Origin of the sequence: Microbacterium sp. S1037, assembly GCF_048381605.1 — a bacterium.
GTDB classification, from domain to species: domain Bacteria; phylum Actinomycetota; class Actinomycetes; order Actinomycetales; family Microbacteriaceae; genus Microbacterium; species Microbacterium testaceum_B.
Map to the genome: position 1 here is coordinate 630517 of NZ_JBLWIG010000002.1, position 17762 is coordinate 648278.

15 protein-coding genes, 1 tRNA gene and 1 other RNA gene are annotated in these 17762 nt (G+C 69.9%); 6 read left to right on the forward strand and 11 right to left on the reverse strand.

Annotation, left to right across the window (positions count from 1 at the left end; genetic code table 11):
• Positions 1 to 27: 27 nt before the first annotated feature.
• The 4 genes from ACMW4R_RS13765 to aceE form a co-directional block, all read right to left on the reverse strand.
• Positions 28 to 1032 carry a beta-ketoacyl-ACP synthase III gene (locus ACMW4R_RS13765; protein ID WP_058595628.1) on the reverse strand — a complete coding sequence of 335 codons (1005 nt, stop codon included), beginning with the start codon at positions 1030 to 1032 and terminating at the stop codon, positions 28 to 30.
• The gene (locus tag ACMW4R_RS13770; protein ID WP_418300168.1) at positions 1029 to 1952 is read right to left on the reverse strand and encodes an ACP S-malonyltransferase; all 924 of its coding nucleotides are present in this window, start codon (positions 1950 to 1952) and stop codon (positions 1029 to 1031) included. The genes ACMW4R_RS13765 and ACMW4R_RS13770 overlap by 4 nt, the downstream gene beginning before the upstream one ends.
• 82 nt (positions 1953 to 2034) lie before the next feature.
• Complete coding sequence (locus ACMW4R_RS13775; protein WP_418300269.1) at positions 2035 to 3270, reverse strand: PucR family transcriptional regulator; 1236 nt, start codon at positions 3268 to 3270, stop codon at positions 2035 to 2037.
• A gap of 64 nt (positions 3271 to 3334) precedes the next feature.
• Positions 3335 to 6061, reverse strand: a complete 2727-nt coding sequence (gene aceE / locus ACMW4R_RS13780; RefSeq protein ID WP_058595630.1) for a pyruvate dehydrogenase (acetyl-transferring), homodimeric type — start codon at positions 6059 to 6061, stop codon at positions 3335 to 3337.
• Positions 6062 to 6412: 351 nt separating this feature from the next.
• Here aceE and ACMW4R_RS13785 point away from each other — a divergent pair, with 351 nt between their 5' ends.
• Genes ACMW4R_RS13785 through ACMW4R_RS13795 form a run of 3 tightly spaced genes read left to right on the forward strand, consistent with a single transcriptional unit; the run spans position 6413 to position 10195 of the window.
• Positions 6413 to 8428, forward strand: a complete 2016-nt coding sequence (locus tag ACMW4R_RS13785; protein ID WP_058595631.1) for a hypothetical protein — start codon at positions 6413 to 6415, stop codon at positions 8426 to 8428.
• The gene (locus tag ACMW4R_RS13790) at positions 8413 to 9495 is read left to right on the forward strand and encodes an acyltransferase family protein (RefSeq protein ID WP_418300169.1); all 1083 of its coding nucleotides are present in this window, start codon (positions 8413 to 8415) and stop codon (positions 9493 to 9495) included. Before ACMW4R_RS13785 ends, ACMW4R_RS13790 begins: the two co-directional genes overlap by 16 nt.
• 4 nt (positions 9496 to 9499) lie before the next feature.
• Positions 9500 to 10195 carry a hypothetical protein gene (locus ACMW4R_RS13795; RefSeq protein WP_418300170.1) on the forward strand — a complete coding sequence of 232 codons (696 nt, stop codon included), beginning with the start codon at positions 9500 to 9502 and terminating at the stop codon, positions 10193 to 10195.
• A gap of 3 nt (positions 10196 to 10198) precedes the next feature.
• On the opposite strand, the gene ACMW4R_RS13800 is transcribed toward ACMW4R_RS13795, so the two are convergent.
• The 5 genes from ACMW4R_RS13800 to ACMW4R_RS13820 all read right to left on the reverse strand — a co-directional run bounded on the left by ACMW4R_RS13800 (position 10199) and on the right by ACMW4R_RS13820 (position 13438).
• Positions 10199 to 10274, reverse strand: a tRNA-Val gene (locus tag ACMW4R_RS13800).
• Positions 10275 to 10288: 14 nt separating this feature from the next.
• Positions 10289 to 11587, reverse strand: a complete 1299-nt coding sequence (locus ACMW4R_RS13805) for a hypothetical protein (RefSeq protein WP_418300171.1) — start codon at positions 11585 to 11587, stop codon at positions 10289 to 10291.
• Positions 11584 to 11913: a hypothetical protein gene (locus ACMW4R_RS13810; RefSeq protein WP_058595635.1), complete on the reverse strand. Its 330-nt coding sequence runs from the start codon at positions 11911 to 11913 to the stop codon at positions 11584 to 11586. Before ACMW4R_RS13810 ends, ACMW4R_RS13805 begins: the two co-directional genes overlap by 4 nt.
• Positions 11910 to 13127, reverse strand: a complete 1218-nt coding sequence (locus ACMW4R_RS13815; protein WP_418300172.1) for a hypothetical protein — start codon at positions 13125 to 13127, stop codon at positions 11910 to 11912. The genes ACMW4R_RS13810 and ACMW4R_RS13815 overlap by 4 nt, the downstream gene beginning before the upstream one ends.
• Complete coding sequence (locus ACMW4R_RS13820; protein WP_058595637.1) at positions 13124 to 13438, reverse strand: DUF6507 family protein; 315 nt, start codon at positions 13436 to 13438, stop codon at positions 13124 to 13126. The genes ACMW4R_RS13815 and ACMW4R_RS13820 overlap by 4 nt, the downstream gene beginning before the upstream one ends.
• 91 nt (positions 13439 to 13529) lie before the next feature.
• Here ACMW4R_RS13820 and ACMW4R_RS13825 point away from each other — a divergent pair, with 91 nt between their 5' ends.
• The 3 genes from ACMW4R_RS13825 to rnpB all read left to right on the forward strand — a co-directional run bounded on the left by ACMW4R_RS13825 (position 13530) and on the right by rnpB (position 16373).
• The gene (locus ACMW4R_RS13825; protein ID WP_418300173.1) at positions 13530 to 14258 is read left to right on the forward strand and encodes a zinc ribbon domain-containing protein; all 729 of its coding nucleotides are present in this window, start codon (positions 13530 to 13532) and stop codon (positions 14256 to 14258) included.
• 6 nt (positions 14259 to 14264) lie between these two features.
• Positions 14265 to 15980 (forward strand): bifunctional 3'-5' exonuclease/DNA polymerase, encoded by a 1716-nt coding sequence (locus tag ACMW4R_RS13830; protein WP_418300270.1) that lies wholly within the window; start codon positions 14265 to 14267, stop codon positions 15978 to 15980.
• A 28-nt stretch (positions 15981 to 16008) separates the two neighbouring features.
• Positions 16009 to 16373, forward strand: an RNA gene (gene rnpB, locus ACMW4R_RS13835) — RNase P RNA component class A.
• 72 nt (positions 16374 to 16445) lie between these two features.
• Here rnpB and ACMW4R_RS13840 read toward each other — a convergent pair.
• Both ACMW4R_RS13840 and ppgK read right to left on the reverse strand, forming a co-directional pair.
• On the reverse strand, positions 16446 to 16841 hold the full coding sequence (locus tag ACMW4R_RS13840; protein ID WP_058627401.1) for a DUF732 domain-containing protein: 396 nt from the start codon (positions 16839 to 16841) through the stop codon (positions 16446 to 16448).
• Positions 16842 to 16887: 46 nt separating this feature from the next.
• The gene (ppgK, locus tag ACMW4R_RS13845) at positions 16888 to 17673 is read right to left on the reverse strand and encodes a polyphosphate--glucose phosphotransferase (RefSeq protein ID WP_058614656.1); all 786 of its coding nucleotides are present in this window, start codon (positions 17671 to 17673) and stop codon (positions 16888 to 16890) included.
• Positions 17674 to 17762: the final 89 nt, after the last annotated feature.

Below are 17762 nucleotides of genomic sequence, written 5' to 3' on the forward strand. Positions count from 1 at the left end.
ATCAGTCTAGGGTTCGGCGCCGTCGCGTCAGGGGAGCACGACGACCTGCGCGCCGAAGACCAGACCGGCGCCGAAGCCGATCTGCAGCGCGAGTCCGCCGCTCAGCTCGGGGTGCTCCTCGAGCAGCCGGTGAGTGGCGAGGGGGATGGATGCCGCGGACGTGTTGCCCGTGGTCTCGATGTCACGACCGATGACCACCGTCTCGGGCAGCCCGAGCTGCTTGGCGAACTCGTCGATGATGCGCATGTTCGCCTGGTGCGGGACGAAGGCCGCGAGATCGCCCGGCTCGATGCCGGCGGCCTCGATGGCCTGACGAGCGACCTTCACCATCTCCCACACGGCCCAGCGGAACACCGTCGGTCCCTCTTGGCGCAGGGTCGGCCAGGGCGCCGCCCCGTCGCGGAATTCGGTCAGCGTGGCGTTCATGCCCACGGCATCCGCCTTCGAACCGTCGGATCCCCAGATGGTCGGGCCGATGCCGGGGGTGTCGCTCGGTCCGACGACGACCGCACCTGCTCCGTCGCCGAGCAGGAACGAGATGCTCCGGTCGGTCGGGTCGACGATGTCGCTCAGCTTCTCGGCGCCGACGACGACCACGTGCTTCGCGAGGCCGCCGCGGATCAGCGCGTCCGCCTGGCCCACGCCGTAGGCGAACCCGGCGCATGCCGCGTTGACGTCGTACGCGGCCGCGGGGTTCGCGCCGATCCGGTCGGCGACGATCGCAGACGCGGACGGGGTCTGCTTCGGGTTGCTGATGGTCGCGACGATCACGGCGTCGATGTCGGAGGGGTTCACGCCCGACTTCTCGACGGCCTCGCGGGCCGCCTCGGAGGCCAGGTCGATGGCATCCGTCTCTTTGTTCGCGCGGACGCGCGTGACGATGCCGGTCCGCTGACGGATCCACTCGTCGCTCGAGTCGATCGGCCCGACGAGGTCGTCGTTGGGCACGAAGTTCTCGCCGCGCGCGGCACCGTACGCGTAGATCCGCGTGTGCGCCGGTCCCTGCAGCTGACGGAGGGTGGGGGTGCTCATGCCTGGATGTCTTCTTTCAGGAGTGAGACGGCCGCGTCGAGGTCGTCGGGGGTCTTGACCGCCACGGTGGGCGTGCCGCGCAGCGCGCGCTTGGCCAGTCCCGTCAGCGCTCCGGCGGGGGAGAGTTCGATGATGCCGGTCACGCCCTGCTCGGCGAACGACGCCATGCAGCGGTCCCAGCGCACGGGCGACGCCACCTGCGCGACGACGAGGTCGAGAGCGCGGCGCCCCTCGCCGACGACGGAGCCGTCGGCGTTGGTCCAGAGGGTGAGCCCCGGGTCCGACACCTCGACGTCGGCCGCTGCCGCACGCAGCGTCGCGACAGCGGGCTCCATGAAACGCGTGTGGAAGGCGCCGGCGACCTGCAGCGGGATGACCCGCGCGCCGCGCGGCGCCTCGGCCGCCAGCTCGGCGAGAGCGGGCAGCTCGCCCGCCGCGACGATCTGACCGCCACCGTTGTAGTTCGCCGGGGTGAGGCCCAGGGTCTCGAGTCGCTCGAGGACGACCGCCTCGTCGCCCCCGACCACCGCGCTCATGCCCGTCTCGGTGACGGCGGCGGCTTCGGCCATGGCGCGCCCGCGCAGGCCGACGAGGCGAAGTGCATCGTTCTCGGTCAGGACTCCGGATGCCGCCAGCGCGGCGATCTCGCCGACCGAATGCCCCGCGACCCCGGCGACGGCCGTTCCTGAGCGCTGCGTCAGGGCGGACCACGACAGCAGGCTCGCCGCCACGATCAGCGGCTGGGCGACGCTCGTGTCGCGGATGCGGTCGGCATCCCACTCGGTGCCGGCGGCGATGAGGTCGACACCCGCCTGCTCGGAGTACGCGGCGAGACGCTCACGCGCCCCGTCGAGCTCGAGCCACGGCGAGAGGAACCCAGGGGTTTGCGACCCCTGCCCGGGGAAGACGGCGATGATCACGGTCCCATCCTGCCAAGGATCGAGCGCCGTCTTATGGAGGTATCGACACAGATATGCGGCGTGTCTTTGTGCGAGCCGCGCATCACCGGGGCGTGACGGGGCGGCGACCCGCGGCTCCCCGGCGCCGCGTGGCGTCGGTTCCGATCGACCCGAGGATGAGCGCGGTCTGCAGGATCAGCGCCTCGCGAGGGCCGGTGGCATCCCATCCGATCACCTCGGAGACACGCTTGAGGCGGTACCGGACCGTGTTGGGGTGCACGTACAGCTCCCGCGCGGTCGCCTCGAGGGAACGGCCGTTGTCGAGGTAGCTCCAGAGCGTCGCGACGAGATCGGTGCTGTGAGCCTGAAGGGGGCGGTAGACGCGGTCCACCAGCGTCTGCTTGGCCACCGCGTCTCCGGCGAGAGCGCGCTCGGGCAGCAGGTCGTCGGCCTCCACCGGGCGCGGCGCGTTGCGCCACGCGCGCGCGACGGCGAAACCCGCCAGTGCCGCGCGGGCGCTCTGACCGGCGTCGACGAGGGCTGCGACCGGGGGACCGAGCACGAGGTGCCCCGACCCGAACCCGGGTTCGAGCCGCTTGGCGATCTCGGTGAAGGGGAGCTCGGTCGCGTCGTCGCCACCCCGGGCCGGAAGCTCGGCTCGGCCGAGCACGAGGACGAGACGAGACCCCTGGACACCGATGAGCACGTCGACTCCGAGCTTGCGCGCCGTGCGGCGCACCTGATCGACGTCGAACTGCGGGGGAGTCGTCCCGACCAGGACGGCGACCTCACCGTGCCCGTGCCACCCGAGGGCGGCGATGCGGCTGGGCAGCTCTTCGTCGGCCTCGCCCGTGAGGATCGAGTCGACCACGAGCGCCTCGAGACGCGCGTCCCAGAGGCCGCGTGCCTCCGCCGCACGCGCATAGACGTCGGCGGCGGCGAACGCGACCTCGCGCGAGTACAGGAGCATCGCCTCGCGCACACTCTTGCTGCGCCCGGCGACGCGCTCCTCCATCACCTCGACGGTGACGCGGACGAGTTGCAGCGTCTGCGTCAGGCTCACGCTGCGCAGGAGTTCTCGAGGGGCCGCCGCGAAGATGTCCGACGCGATCGCCGGGGTCTGAGCGGGGTCCTCGACCCACTGCGTGAACGACGTGATGCCCGCCTGGGCGACGAGGCCGACGGCGGATCGTCGGGCCGGCGGCATCCCGGCGTACCAGGGGAGGGTCTCTTCGAGCCGCTGGATCGTGGCCGTCGCGAGGTCGCCGGAGATCCGGCGCAACCACACGAGGGTCTCTTCCTTGTCGCGTGCGACGCGATCGAGGCCGTCGCGCGAAATGCGGTCGGGACCGGCCCCGCCCGAGTGGGGGGAGCCGGTCCCGACCGTGGGTTCACTCACGTGATCAGGCCTCGCCGCCCGCGTTGCCGCTGGTGCCGGCGTTGACGTCGTGCAGGCGGTACTTCTCGATCGCCTGCGCGATGACCGCGCGGTCGACCTTGCCCTCGTCGGCGAGCCCCTGGAGCGCGCGGACCGCGAGCGAGGGGCCGTCGATCTTGAAGTAGCGACGAGCCGCGGCGCGCGTGTCCGAGAAGCCGAAGCCGTCGGCCCCGAGCGTCAGGTAGCGCTGCGGAACCCACTGGCGGATCTGGTCCTGGACCGCGTGCATCCAGTCGCTGACCGCGATGACCGGGCCCTCGGCATCCCGAAGCTTCTCGGTCACGTACGCCGTGCGCGGCTCGGCGTCGGGGTGCAGGAAGTTGTGCTCGTCGGCGGCGAGGCCGTCGCGGCGCAGCTCGGTCCACGAGGTGACCGACCACACGTCGGCGACGACGCCCCAGTCGTCCTTCAGCAGGCGCTGGGCCTCGAACGCCCACGGCACACCGACGCCCGAGGCGAGCAGCTGCGTGCGGGGGCCGTCGCCCTCGCCGGTCGAGATGCGGTGCATACCGCGGACGATGCCGTCGACATCCACGTTCTCGGGCTCGGCGGGCTGCACGTACGGCTCGTTGTACACCGTGATGTAGTACATGACGTTCGGGTCCGGGTGCTCGCCGCCGTACATGCGCTCGATACCGGAGCGGACGATGTGCGAGATCTCGTACCCGTAGGCCGGGTCGTACGACACGGTGGCGGGGTTGGTGGACGCCAGGAGCTGCGAGTGCCCGTCGGCGTGCTGCAGACCCTCACCCGTCAGCGTCGTGCGACCGGCGGTCGCGCCGATGATGAAGCCGCGCGCCATCTGGTCGCCCGCCGCCCACTGCGCGTCGCCCGTGCGCTGGAACCCGAACATCGAGTAGAAGACGTAGACCGGGATCAGCGGTTCGCCGTGCGTCGCGTACGACGTGCCGGCCGCGGTGAACGCCGCGAGGGCGCCCGCCTCGTTGATGCCGACGTGGATGATCTGGCCCTGCGGGCTCTCCTTGTACGCGAGCAGGAGCTCGCGGTCGACCGAGGTGTAGTGCTGGCCCTTGGGGTTGTAGATCTTCGCCGTGGGGAAGTACGCGTCCATACCGAACGTGCGCGCCTCGTCGGGGATGATCGGGACGATGCGGTGACCGAAGTCCTTGACCCGCAGCAGGTCCTTGAGCAGGCGGACGAACGCCATGGTCGTGGCGATCTCCTGCGTGCCAGAGCCCTTCTTGGGCAGCGCGTACGCCGAGTCTCCCGGGAGTTCCAGGCCCACGTGCGTGCTGCGACGCTCGGGCAGGAAGCCACCGAGCGAACGACGACGCTCGAGCATGTATTTGATGGTCTCGTCGTTCTCGCCGGGGTTGTAGTACGGCGGCTGGTACGGGTTCTCGTCGAGCTGTGCGTCGGTGACCGGGATGTCCATCGCGTCGCGGAAGGCCTTGAGGTCGTCCAGCGTCAGCTTCTTCATCTGGTGGGTCGCGTTGCGGCCCTCGAAGTGCGGGCCGAGGCCGTAGCCCTTGATCGTCTTCGCGAGGATGACGGTCGGCTGGCCCTTGTGCTCCTTGGCCGCCTTGAACGCCGCGAACACCTTGCGGTAGTCGTGGCCACCGCGCTTCAGGCCCCAGATCTGCTCGTCGGTGTAGTCCTTGACGAGCTCGAGGGCCCGGGGGTCGCGACCGAAGAAGTTCTCGCGCACGTAGGCGCCGTTCTCGGCCTTGTAGGTCTGGTAGTCGCCGTCGGGCGTCGTGTTCATGAGGTTGAGCAGCGCGCCCTCGGTGTCGCGGGCGAGCAGGTCGTCCCACTCGCGGCCCCAGACGACCTTGATGACGTTCCAGCCGGCACCACGGAAGAAGCTCTCGAGCTCCTGGATGATCTTGCCGTTACCGCGGACGGGGCCGTCGAGACGCTGCAGGTTGCAGTTGACGATGAACGTGAGGTTGTCGAGACCCTCGTTCGCCGCGACCTGCAGCTGTCCGCGGCTCTCGACCTCGTCCATCTCGCCGTCGCCCAGGTAGGCCCAGACGTGCGAGTCCGAGACATCCTTGATGCCGCGGTTCGAGAGGTACTTGTTCGACATCGCCTGGTAGATGGCGTTGATCGGACCGAGACCCATCGACACGGTCGGGAACTGCCAGAACTCCGGCATGAGACGCGGGTGCGGGTACGAGGGGATGCCGTTCGGCGCCTGCGACTTCTCCTGGCGGAAACCGTCGAGCTGGGCTTCGGTGAGACGGCCCTCGAGGTAGGCGCGGGCGTACGCGCCGGGGGAGGCGTGGCCCTGGATGAAGATCTGGTCGCCGCCGGAGGGGTCGTCGAGACCGCGGAAGAAGTGATTGAAGCCCACCTCGTACAGAGCGGCCGACGAGGCGTAGGTCGAGATGTGGCCGCCGACGCCGATACCGGGACGCTGCGCGCGGTGCACGGTCACCGCGGCGTTCCAACGGATCCACTTGCGGTAGCGACGCTCGAGCTCTTCGTCACCGGGGAACTCCGGCTCGTTCTGCTGCGAGATGGTGTTGATGTAGTCGGTGGTGGGAACCATCGGCACGTTGAGGTGCAGTTCCTTGGAGCCCTTCAGCAGGCTCAGCATGATCTCGCGAGCGCGAGCCGGCCCCTTCGCCTGAACGAGCTGTCGCAGGGATTCCTGCCACTCCCCGGTCTCTTCGGGGTCGCTGTCCTGCGGCCCTTGCGAATACGGATCCTGGTCGTGAACAGTCACGGAAGACCTTTCGTCGTCTGGCAGGTCATGCCAGAGAATCGCCATACAAGTGCGGCAACCCTTGTTCGCTCCGCACAATCAACCATCGTCCAGCCTAGCGAGTCGCGGCCCAGCCGGATGCGCACGGTTCCGCTGCGCCCGCGCGGGGTCGCGTGGATGGTTCGCCATCGAGGCATCCGAACGTCACAGACGGGTGAAGACGAGGGTCAATTCCGCAGAAACGCTCGGAGATGGCGGAACCGAGGAGCATGTTTACATGCCACTTCTCGAGCGGTGCGCACTCCGTTCACCCGATCCCTCTCGCCGTCGCCGGGCTGCCACGGTGAGTCGTCCACTTCTAGCGTGACGCCGGTGAACCGATCTCTCCCCGCCCTCGACCGCCGTCGATTCCTCGCCACCGCGGGTTCCGGTGCCGCTCTCGCGGCTGCCGGTGTCGTGACCGCGCCGACGAGCGGAGCGGCTCACGCGCAAACCTCGACCGGCGCCGTCGATGTGATCACGGTCGACGGGGCGATCCCGGGGATCCCGTATCGCACACGCACGTCGATCCTGGATGTGGCGGAGTACGCCCGTCGCGCACAGGTGAACAGCGCGGCGTTCACGAACGCGTGGACCCGCGCCCTGCAGCGTCTGGCTGAGGTGCCGGCTCCGGCCAATTCTCCCGCGTCCGGCAACAGCGTCAACTGGCGCCCGAATTCGGGGGTGGTGATCCGCGTCGACCCGGGGTTCTACGCGATCGATCAGTGGTCGATGGCCACGCGACCCGCCGACCTCGGACTCCCGGGATCCGAGAGCGAAGGCCACCAGTACGGCGAGTGGTCGGTGCGCATCACGATCGAGGCGGAGGGGGTGGTGCTCGTGGCGAAAGATCATCAGGGGACGAGTGTCGGGAGCCCCGTCGTCTACCTGGGCAACCCGGACTCTCCGGGTGGCAGCAGAGATCTTCTGAAGCGGGTCACGCTTCGGGGCCTCACGGTGCAGAGCGACGGTGATTCCCTGCAGGGCGGATACGTCGCCGACCGGATCGGGATGCTGGTTCACCAGAGCCAGGAGATCCGCCTCGAACAGGTCTCCGTCTTCGGCTTCGCACGTGAAGGCATCCGCCTCGAGGGGGTCATGGACTCGACGATCGATGCGGCGGTGGTCGGGTGGTGCGGACGCCCTTCCCGACTGGCGACGGCACCCGACCCCCTGCCGTTCGGCCTGTCGCTGACGAGTACCCGCGACTCGTCCGGAGCGATCCTGGAGAACTGCAACGCCGTTCGCGTGATCGACAGTCACCTGGAGTTCTGCGAGCAGGAACTGTACCTCGACCGCGGAACCCGGCATGTCGAGTTCATCGGGTGCAAGTTCGAGCACGGCTGGGGAACCACCTCCGCGCAGTCGCCCATCTCGATCGGTTCGCCGGCGAACACCCGGTCGGCACACGACCGCGTGCTCGAGATCGGGTTCACCTCGTGCATGTTCGTGCAGAACACCTACGTGAACGCCGGGTCTCATCCGAGCCACATCGTGGTCGGCGAGGTCACCTACGGCGGAGGCGAAGCGGCCGCCGCGAAGACAGCCATCACCTTCAGCGGATGCCACTTCTCGGTGCCCGACGGGGGCGGCGAGCGCTGGTTCACCGGTGGCGACACCACTTTCGTCGGTTGCGACTTCGCCGGGTGCGGAAATGCCGAGGGCGAACCGCCGTGCTTCGACCTGGGCAACGACGTCACCTTCGACGACTGCCGTTTCGCGGCCGTGGCCGAGCTGCACGACGGCGTCACCGGTAGTCGTCGGGCCGGTGAGCCCGGGGCGGCGGTACCCGGTTCACGGGCCGACCTCTTCCGCTTCCGGGGCGGCGCCTCCCGCGTGATCAACCCGGTCATCTACTTCCCGCCCCCGACCGAGGGTGTCCACACGTCGCCCGGGTCCGTGGCCACGCTCGCCGGCGGTGCCGGGGACGCCAACCGCATCGCCGGTTGGCATCCGGCCTTCTACGGACTGCCCGGGGATGGAAGTGGCAGACCGGGGCCGATCGCCGCCGTGCGATACGAGGAGACGGGGCGGACGCAATTGGGCTCGTCCCTCGTCTGGGAGGCGATGAGCGGCGCGTCGACCCCGGTTCTCGAGCCCGATGCACAGGGTCGCGTCTCGGTCTGCGGGCGGGAGCAGATCCGCGTGCAAGGCGGGCGAACGTACAGAGGCTTCACCGACGCCTACGCCGGGCAGGTGGTTCGCGTCGTCGCGGACGGCGAACCCATCACCTTCGTGGGAGGATCCCTCGTCCTGAAAGGAACCCAGACGCTCCGCGCGGGCATCGCCGACATGACGTCCTTCGTGTTCTATACCTACGGCTCGGGCTCCGCATGGTTTCAGCTCTGACCGCTCGTGCGCGAACGGGGCCGGTGAAGCCCACGATCGGGCGGCGGCTTGACCCCCGCTCGAACAGCCTGAACGCGGTGCGCCTGATCTTTGCGCTCCTCGTGCTGGTGGCGCACGGCGAAGAGCTCGGCGGCTACGGCCGGCAGCTCCAGCCGATCGGGCCCTGGGCGGTCGCCGGGTTCTTCTGCATCTCGGGCTACCTCATCGCCCTGAGCCGGCGACGAGCGCGAGGGGGCGGCGACTTCTTCCTGCGACGGATCGTGCGCATCTATCCCGCGTTCTTCGTGGTCCTTGTCGTCGTCGCGTTCGTGGTCGCACCCTTCGCGTCGGTCGTTCTGAACGCGGGTCCGTGGCGCATCGACGCCGCGGCACTGTACGTCGCCCGAAACGCCGGGCTGTGGATCGTGCAGCCCGCACTCCCCGACATGCTGGTGCAGCTTCCCTACCCGGGGGTATGGAACGGCTCGCTGTGGACACTCGCGTACGAGTTCGCCTGTTACGTGGTGACGGGTCTCATCGGGTTCCTCGCCGCGACCTGGGGCCTGCGGACGACGATCGCCCTGTGGGTGGGAAGCACCGCCGTTGCCGTGCTCGCCGGCGCGGGCATCGTGAATCTTCCGCACACGCTGGCCACGTTCGCCACGCTGCTCGCCTTCTACCTCTCCGGGACGCTGCTCCTCGTCTGGCAGGATCGTGTGCCCCTTCGCCCTGCTCTGATGATCGGTGCGGCTGCCTTGGTCGCGGCCGTGGCCATCACGGGCGCTCCGCAAGCCCTGGCCGGCCCCGCGATGGCCTACCTCATGATCGCGGCAGGAATCCTGCTTCCCCTGCGTCGAATAGGGGCGCGCAACGACATCTCCTACGGGATCTACATCTATGCGTTCCCCGTTCAGCAGCTTCTCGCGTTGGCCCTGGCCGATCGAGGCGTACCCTTCGTCGTTCCCCTCGCACTCGCCGTGGCGCTCACGATCCCGCTCGCGTGGGCGAGCTGGCTCTTCGTGGAACGACCGGCGATCCGTGCCCACCGTCGATGGGCGTCGAGGCGCCGTGAGGCGGGCGTAGCCTGAGCGCGTGACCTCCAGCGCATCCGCGGGCTTCCGGACCCGCCCCGAGCATCGCTGGCCGGTGCTCATCGCTCTCGCCGTCGGAACCGGCCTGTACGCGGTCCTCCCGAGCGATGCCTCGGGCGCGCTGCGCTATGTCGTCGTGGTCGCCGGTGCCCTCTGCGCGATCCCGATGATCGTGACCAATCCGGCACGCCTGACCCGCGAGACCCGCATCGGGCGCGGTTTCGCCCTGGCATTCACCGTGGTGCTCCTGAGCGCCAACCAGGTCGCCTTCTTCCTCCTCGTCCACCAGCTGCTGCAGGGCCAGGGGAGCGGCGCGACGACCCTCTTGGGCGCGGCGCAGGTCTGGGCGATCAATGTCATCGGCTACGCCGTCGTGTACTGGGAAATGGATCGCGGCGGTCCGATCGCTCGCCGCCGGGATGCCCGCGCTGAGCTTCCTCCCGCCGACTTCCAGTTCCCACAGGACTCCGACCGCGACGCCGTCAGCGAGGTGGCGCGGCGTTCATCCGACGTCGAGGACTGGGCGCCGGGGTACGTCGACTACCTCTATTTCTCGGCATCCAACGCGATGGCCTTCAGCCCGACCGACGTCATGCCCCTGAGCACGCGCGCCAAGATGTTCATGATGGTGCAGGCGATCTCGGGGTTCGTGCTTCTCGCGCTCGTGATCGCGCGGAGCGTGAACATCCTGAGTTGACGGTGGTGGGCCCTGCCGGGATCGAACCGACGACATCCACGGTGTAAACGTGGCGCTCTACCAGCTGAGCTAAAGGCCCGGGATGCCACGAGTCTAGCGGTCGGCCGAGGCCGGGCCCTCCTCGAGCGCGCGAGCGCAGAGATCGACGAGGAACGTGTACACCGCGCGACTCGGATCGGCGACGAGTTCGTGCACGCCGTCGACCGGCGCGGTCACGCGCTTCCATCCGCGACCCGGGATGACGGCGTCGAAGCGCTCGCTGCCCGCTCCCTGGAGGAGCACGTCGGCCCATCCGCCTGTCGACGAGTCGACGGCCGCCTCGAGGTCCCGCGTCGACACCGTCATCGGTTCGGCGTCGTCGATCGGCCAGAACGGCTCGAGTCCGATCCACGCGGCGACGAAAGCGGGTACGTGCTCCGGAACGACCAGAGCGATGTGGCGGCGTTCCGGATCGGCGATCGCGGCACCCGCGTCCAGCTCGCCGATCGAGGGGTCGTGCGCGATCACGACGCCGCGCGGTCCGGCGAAAGCTACGAGAACGGCGGCTCGGCCTCCGCGCCGAACCCGGGCGACGAGGAGAGGCTGACGCGCGCCGAGGGCCGAGGCGACAGCCGTGCCCGTCGGGGTGAGCGCCGCGCCCTCGTCGATGAAACCGGCCGCGAGCAGCTCGGTTGTGGCATCCGTCGTTCTGACCCGACGGGGAAGAATCGCGGATGCCGAGCCCCGGCGCGAGCGTGACGCACCCGCGCGCAGCGTGGTCAGAGCCGCCGCCGAGACCACCGGTGCGGTCGCGGCGAAGGGCGGGGGAGCGAACGCGGTGAGAGCCTCGAGCGGGAAGCCGACACGCGTCGAGGCGTCGACGTCCGCCGGAGCGGCGCCCACCGATCGCGCCGCCGCCTCGACCTCGCCGGCATCGGCGGTGAGACGCAGCTGCGCGGCGATCCACGAGAAGACCGGGCCCACTGCTCCGAGCTGAGCGGGGGTGGCGCTGGCGGACAGGTGCACGTGGTGCGTCCCCGTCGCCCACACCGTTTTCGTCACGACGACGTCGGTCGCTCCCGCCGGGTAGACGAAGGTGATGCATCGCGCGCGGGCGAGGGTGGCATCCGGATTCTCGTCCCACAGGTCGACGCCCACCACCCGGGCTCCGGGATGCTGCTGGCTCGAGGCGAGGATCGCGGCCGCGGACGCGTCGGTGAGCGGCGCGGTGCTCTCCACCGCGGTGAGGACGAGGTTGGGCTGGAAACCGTCCTGCCGATCGCGGAGGGTGAGCACGAGTTCGGCGCCGTCGTACTCCGAGGCGACGAAGCTGTCGGGATATCTCACGATGGCGTGCGGCGTGTGCACCTCGCGCACCTGGGGAGCACGTCGGTCGGCGGTCGAAAACTTCACGCGCGGCCGCCTTTCGTCGTCGGGTCGCCGCGCAGGGTGAGGTACCACGCGGGGAGAAGGAAGCGGGGGAGCCAGAACGCCCCGACGATCGCCACGACGAGCAGGATCGCCGCGACCGCGAGCAGGACGAAGAACACCTCTCGCGAGTACGACTCCACGAGCAGGGCCACGGATGCCACGGCGAACGCCGCACCCAACCACAGCCAGGCGAATCCGATCGTGCTGCCGAATCCGCGGCGCGCGCGGATCCACCCCTTCCATCGACCGGTGTAGGCGACGACGCCGAGAACGAGGAACACGACCCCGAGGAGAAGCCCGACGGTCACAGGACGTTCCCCGGCTGCGCCCCGACCGGCCCCGGCGCCATGATCTCGACGTTCTCTTGACGGACGTCGTCCATCACGTCCTGCGCGACCGCTTGACCGCCCATGCCACCCAGGACGCCGCCGATCACACCGCCGATGATCCCGCCGATGATGGTTCCCGGGCCGGGGAAGATCGATCCGATGCTCGCACCGAGGAGAGCGCCGCCCCAGCCGCCACCGGCTCCACCCGCGACAGACGCGCTGCCGATCACGACGGTGTCGACGACGGCCTCTTCCTGCCGCTGATCCTCCGACCAGTCCGGGTGCCGCGTGAGGGTGTCGTTGTAGCTCTCGCCGTAGACACCCCAGTACGTGAGTCCGGCGCCGAGCAGCCCCAGCGCCTTACCGGCGCGGCCGGCCCACTCCGGCGGCGTGCCCACCTTGTCGGGAGCGAACTGCGGCTGACCCTGCCAGCCCGGGAGGCCCGAGACGCGGGGAGGGGCGTCGGGCAGCAGATTGCTCTCGAGCATCAGGATGCCGGAGGGGCTGCGCACCCACACCTGTCCATCGATCATGGTGCGCGGCCACGTCGGGTTGATCTGGCCCGCGGTGAGCGTGATCTCCTCGGGCAGGAGGGCTCCGGGACCCGGGACCATGAGCGTGCCGCGGTACCGCTGGAGGAGCTCGGCGGCGAGACCCTGCGTGCCCGAGCCGATGTTGCCGTTGACGATCTCGAGGCCGTCGTTCATCGACCACGAGGCTGACGTCCGAAGAGCGCGCAGCGCTCGCGCGCACTCCTGGTCGGCCGCGACCACGTCGCCCTCGAACACCGATCGCCTCTGCGCGACGTCCCACACCGTGGGGGCGCTCGGGTCACGGTCGTCCATCGGCAGGTCGAGCTGCTCGTCGACGGTGGCGAGGTCGGCCACCAGGGCGGCGCGCCGCGCCTCGAGCGACGTCAGGGTGTCGGCGTAGGTCCGCAGAGCCGAGACGGCAGCCGTGAGAGCGGTCTCGAGGTCGTCGACGGTCGTCGGCACAGGCGCCATCGCGCCGTACGCCGTCTGCGCTTCGGGAGCGTGATAGACCGCGCTCAGACCGCCCCAGGTGGTCGTGATGTCGGTCGAGGCGTCGTCGAGTCCGTCCAATGCCGCGGCGAGGGTGTCGGCGGCCGCCGATACCGCTGCCGAGCTGGGCACCGCGACGAGCGGTCCGGTTCCGGTGAAGGGCGTGCTCACGGCTGCACACCGCTCATCGTCGACTGCGTCTGCGCCGCCATGTCGTAGTCAGCCTGCTCGTAGAACGAGATCACGCTCTCGGTCGTCTCGGTGACCGTGCTGACGTGCCGTCGGAGAGCGGCGAGGCGGATCAGGAACGGGTCGGCGGCGACCTCGCTGAGCGCGGTCGAGGTCTCACCGTCGCCGACAGCCGTCTGGACTGCGTCGAAGGCGTTCGCGGTCGCGGTCACGACATCGTCGATGGCCTGGGCGTGTTCGTCGGTTGCACGGCAGACGGCGCGCGCCTGTACGGGATCGATGCTCCATGTCACGGTGATGGCATCCCTTCATCCGGGGGGGGTCCGTACGTTCCAGGCTACCCAGGGCGCTCGCGTGTCCGACCCTCGCGGTAGCGTGGACACCGTGAACGCCGACCCCGCCGACCAGCGCAAACTGCTCGATCTCGCCGACCTCGATGCCCGTATCCGGCACGATGAGCGTGTCGCGGGCAACCCGCCGCAAGCGGCGGAGGTGCGCGACCTGCTCGCCCAGCGCGCCACGCTGACCCAGGAACTGTCGAGTCGAGCCAACGCCCGCGACGACCTGACGGCTGAGATCGCGCGTCTCGAGTCCGACGTCAAGGTGGTCGACGCCCGCATCGCACGCGACACCGAGCGGCTCGCCGCGTCGTCGAACCCGAAGCAGGCGCAGGGCTTCGAGAGCGAGCTCGCCGCTCTCGCGCGTCGCAAGAGCGATCTCGAAGACCTCGAGATCGAACTCATGGAGCGGCTCGAGAACGCGGATGCCGCCGTTGCCGAGCAAGAGGCTCTGATCGCCGAGACCAACGCCCGCGGTGCAGAGCTGAGCGCCGAAGCCAAGCGCGTGGTCGCCGAGGCCAGCGAGCGCCTCGAGGGCGCCCGCCGCGACCGCGAGGCCGTGGCCGGCTCCGTGCCGGCGGATCTGGTCGCGCTCTACGAGCGCCTGGCCGCGCGCGGGAACGGTGCCGGTCTCCTCCGGGCCGGTGCGTGCGAAGCGTGTCGCATGGTTCTGCCCCCGAGCGATCTGGCGTCGGTCCGCCGCGCGCAGACCGACGAGGTCGTCTTCTGCCCCGAGTGCGGGGCGATCCTCGTGCGCACCGAAGAATCGCGGTGAACCGCCCTGGCGTCCGCGGCCTCTGACGCGGTCGTCGTCGGACGGACGGCATCCGGTGATGTCGCCCTGATCGATCTGGATGCCACGGGCACCGCGACCTCCACCGTTACCGTCCGGGCGTCCGACGTCACCCGTGCGATCCACGACCGCGAGACGACCGGGCCGGTCCGCTGGATCTGGAGCGACACGCGTACGTGGTACCCCGGTCTGCTCGCCGAGGGCGTTCGCGTGGGGCGAGCCTGGGACCTCCGCCTCGTGCACGCGCTCCTCCGCGATGCAGCAGCCGTCACCGACGACCACGGTCTGCGTGCCGCTCGCGCCTGGGACGCGGTCGCAGCCGACACCGTCGCGGCTGACACGCTCTTCGACCTCGCCGACACGGCATCCGGCCCTCCCGACACCGCAGACGCGGCGCTCGAGGAGTATCGCCGTCAGCGCGCCGCCATCGACGGTGCCTCGAGGCCCGATGCACTGCGCCTTCTGTGCGCGGCCGAGTCGGCGGGCGCACTTCTCGCGGTCGAGTTGCACGCGACGGGCCTTCCGTGGAGCGTCGAGGCGCACGGCATCCTGCTGGCACGCGAGCTGGGGGAGCGGCGCGGCCAGGCTCTCCCCACCCGCATCGAGGAGTCCGCGGCACGCGTGCGCGCGGCTCTCGGCGACCCGTCGGCGTCGCTCGACTCGCAACCACGTCTGTTGAGGTCGCTTCATCGCGCCGGTCTCTTCGTCGAGTCGACGAGCAAGTGGGAGCTGTCCGAGCACGACCATCCGGTGGTGGAACCCCTCCTGGCCTACAAGAAGCTGATGCGCCTGTACACCGCGAACGGGTGGGCGTGGATGTCGGAGTGGGTTCACGACGGACGGTTCCGGCCCGTGTACGTCCCGGCGGGGGTCGTCACCGGCCGCTGGGCGTCATCCGGCGGGGGAGCGCTGCAGATTCCCCGGGCGCTCCGTGTCGCGGTCCGCGCCGACCCGGGGTGGACGCTCGTCACGGCCGACGTGGCGCAGCTGGAACCCCGCGTCCTGGCGGCGATGGCGCGCGACACCGCTCTCGCCGACGCCGCGCGCGGCCGCGATCTCTACGCGGGTGTCGTCGAGGCCGGTGCGGTCGCCACGCGCGCCGAGGCGAAGATCGCGATGCTCGGGGCGATGTACGGCGCGACGACCGGGGAGAGCGGCCGTCTCCTTCCCCGTCTGCGGCGCACCTTCCCCCGGGCCATGGCGCTCGTCGACCACGCGGCGCGTGTCGGCGAAGAGGGCGGTGTCGTGTCGACGTGGCTCGGCCGTACCTCGCCCGGCCCCGGCGAGGCGTGGCGCGCGGTGCAGTCGCGCGCCGGCGACGCCGAGGCATCCGGGATCGACGAGACCCGCGCCCGCCGCTCCGCGCGCGATCGGGGGCGCTTCACGCGCAACTTCGTGGTGCAGGGAACGGCCGCTGAATGGGCTCTCGCCTGGCTCGCCGACCTGCGTGGGCGCCTCGCGGCTTTCGAACCCGTGGATGCCGCGGACGGCGCGCCCCGCTCCGGCCCGGTGTTCGAGCGCCGCCCGCACCTGGCGTTCTACCTGCACGACGAGATCATCGTGCACACGCCGGTCGTTCACGCCGAAGCCGTCGCCGCGGCCGTCCGGGAGTCCGCGGCGACCGCTCAACGCCTTCTCTTCGGATCGTTCCCCCTGGACTTCCCGCTCGACCTCAGAATCGGCGAGACGGCGGAGAAGGGTTAGACGGCCCGCGTACACTCGAGGGTGCGAATGGGTCGGCTGGACGGTCGCGTCACGGGTTCGCCCGTGCCGAGGAACGTCCGGGCTCCACAGGGCAGGACGGTGGGTAACGCCCACCCGGAGCAATCCGCGAGACAGTGCCACAGAGAGCAGACCGCCCGCGCTTCGCGCGCGGGTAAGGGTGAAAGGGTGGTGTAAGAGACCACCGGGGTCGTGGTGACACGACCCGCACGGTAAACCTCGTCCGGAGCAAGGCCAGACAGGGGATGTTGACGCGGCTCGCCGAGTCCCCGGGTAGGCCGCTGGAGCGGCACGGCAACGTGTCGCCGAGAGAGATGACCGTCCACGGGGCGTTTCGCCCCCGGACAGAACCCGGCGTACAGGCCGGCCCATTCGCTTCACGTCACTCGACCACGCGAGTTCGCGCCGCGAGGACGGGCCTGCACGCCGGTTCGGCGAATGCGCCGGTCAGTCGCAGAGCGTCGCCTGAGCAGCCTGGGCGACGATGACGCCGTCACCCGGCTGAGCGGAGAGGCCCGCGGGAACGACGAGGATGACCTGGTCCGCGGGCGTTCCGGCCTCGAGCTGCTCGCACGTGCTCTCGCCGAGCGAGACCAACTGATCGTCCGTCGCCGAAGCGAGGTCGCCGAGCTTGCTGCGCACCTCGGTGAGGTAGGCGGCATCCTCCGACGAGGCCGGAGTCGCGGTGTCTTCCGGCTCGACGACGACGGTCGTGTCGCCCGACGAGAAGGTCCCGGTCTGTCCGGGCGTGACGGTGATGTTCTCCTCGGTCGTTTCGCTGGTGCATCCGGCGAGGAGCACAGCGGCGGTGGCGAGGACGAGGACGGCGGGGAGACGTTTCATGGCTCCACCATAGGAAAGCCGAAACGCGTCCGTCAGAAAGACGGCCTCACTTGACAGCGGGCAGCGCCTCGGGCACAGGGACGGCCAGCGAGGCTGCGCCGATGATCCCCGCGTTGTTGCGATGCTTCGCGGGGACGATGGGGGCACGCAGCTTCAGCAGGGGCAGGAACTGCTCGGAGTGCTTCGAGACCCCGCCGCCCACGACGATCAGGTCGGGGCTGAAGAGGAACTCCACGTAGTCGTAGTACCACTGCAGGCGCTTCGCCCATTTCTCCCACGAGAGTTCCTCGCGCTCCATCGCGGAGTAGGCGGCGTAACCCTCGGCGTCCCGCTTGTGGCCGCTGCGCTGCAGATGGCCGAGCTCGCTGTTGGGGACGAGCACGCCGTCGTAGATCAGCGCCGAACCGATGCCGGTGCCGAGCGTCGTCAGGATGACGAGACCGTCGATGCCCTTCGCGGCGCCGTATCGCACCTCCGCGACACCGGCGACATCGGCGTCGTTGGCGAAGTGGATGTCGCGCGACAGACCGTGCTCGAAGAACTTCTCCGCCTCGAAGCCGATCCACGACTTCGACACGTTGGCTGCCGAGAGGGTTCGTCCGCCCTTCACGATGGCCGGGAAGGCCACTCCGAGCGGCAGGTCTGCCGGCGCTTCGAGGGTCTCGAGCACCTCCTTGACGGCGGCGAGCACGTCGGCGGGCTCCGCGCCGGCGGGGGTCGCGACCTTGATGCGATCGCTGACCAACTCCCCGGCATCCAGATCGACGATCCCCGCTTTGATTCCGGTTCCGCCGATGTCTACTCCGACCGCGCGCGACGCATTCGTTGCCATGCCCTCCAGCCTATCCAGCCGAGCGGCCGGGATCAGTAGGATCGACAGAGGCCCGGCGGACAGCCGCCGCAGACGCTTGACCCACGCGA

Bases quoted from the DNA above. Each gene is read 5' to 3' on its own strand.
- ACMW4R_RS13840 (WP_058627401.1), bottom strand. From the start codon at position 16,841: ATGAAACGTCTCCCCGCCGTCCTCGTCCTCGCCACCGCCGCTGTGCTC.
- ppgK (WP_058614656.1), bottom strand. From the start codon at position 17,673: ATGGCAACGAATGCGTCGCGCGCGGTCGGAGTAGACATCGGCGGAACC.
- ACMW4R_RS13790 (WP_418300169.1), top strand. From the start codon at position 8,413: ATGGTTTCAGCTCTGACCGCTCGTGCGCGAACGGGGCCGGTGAAGCCC.
- ACMW4R_RS13765 (WP_058595628.1), bottom strand. From the start codon at position 1,032: ATGAGCACCCCCACCCTCCGTCAGCTGCAGGGACCGGCGCACACGCGG.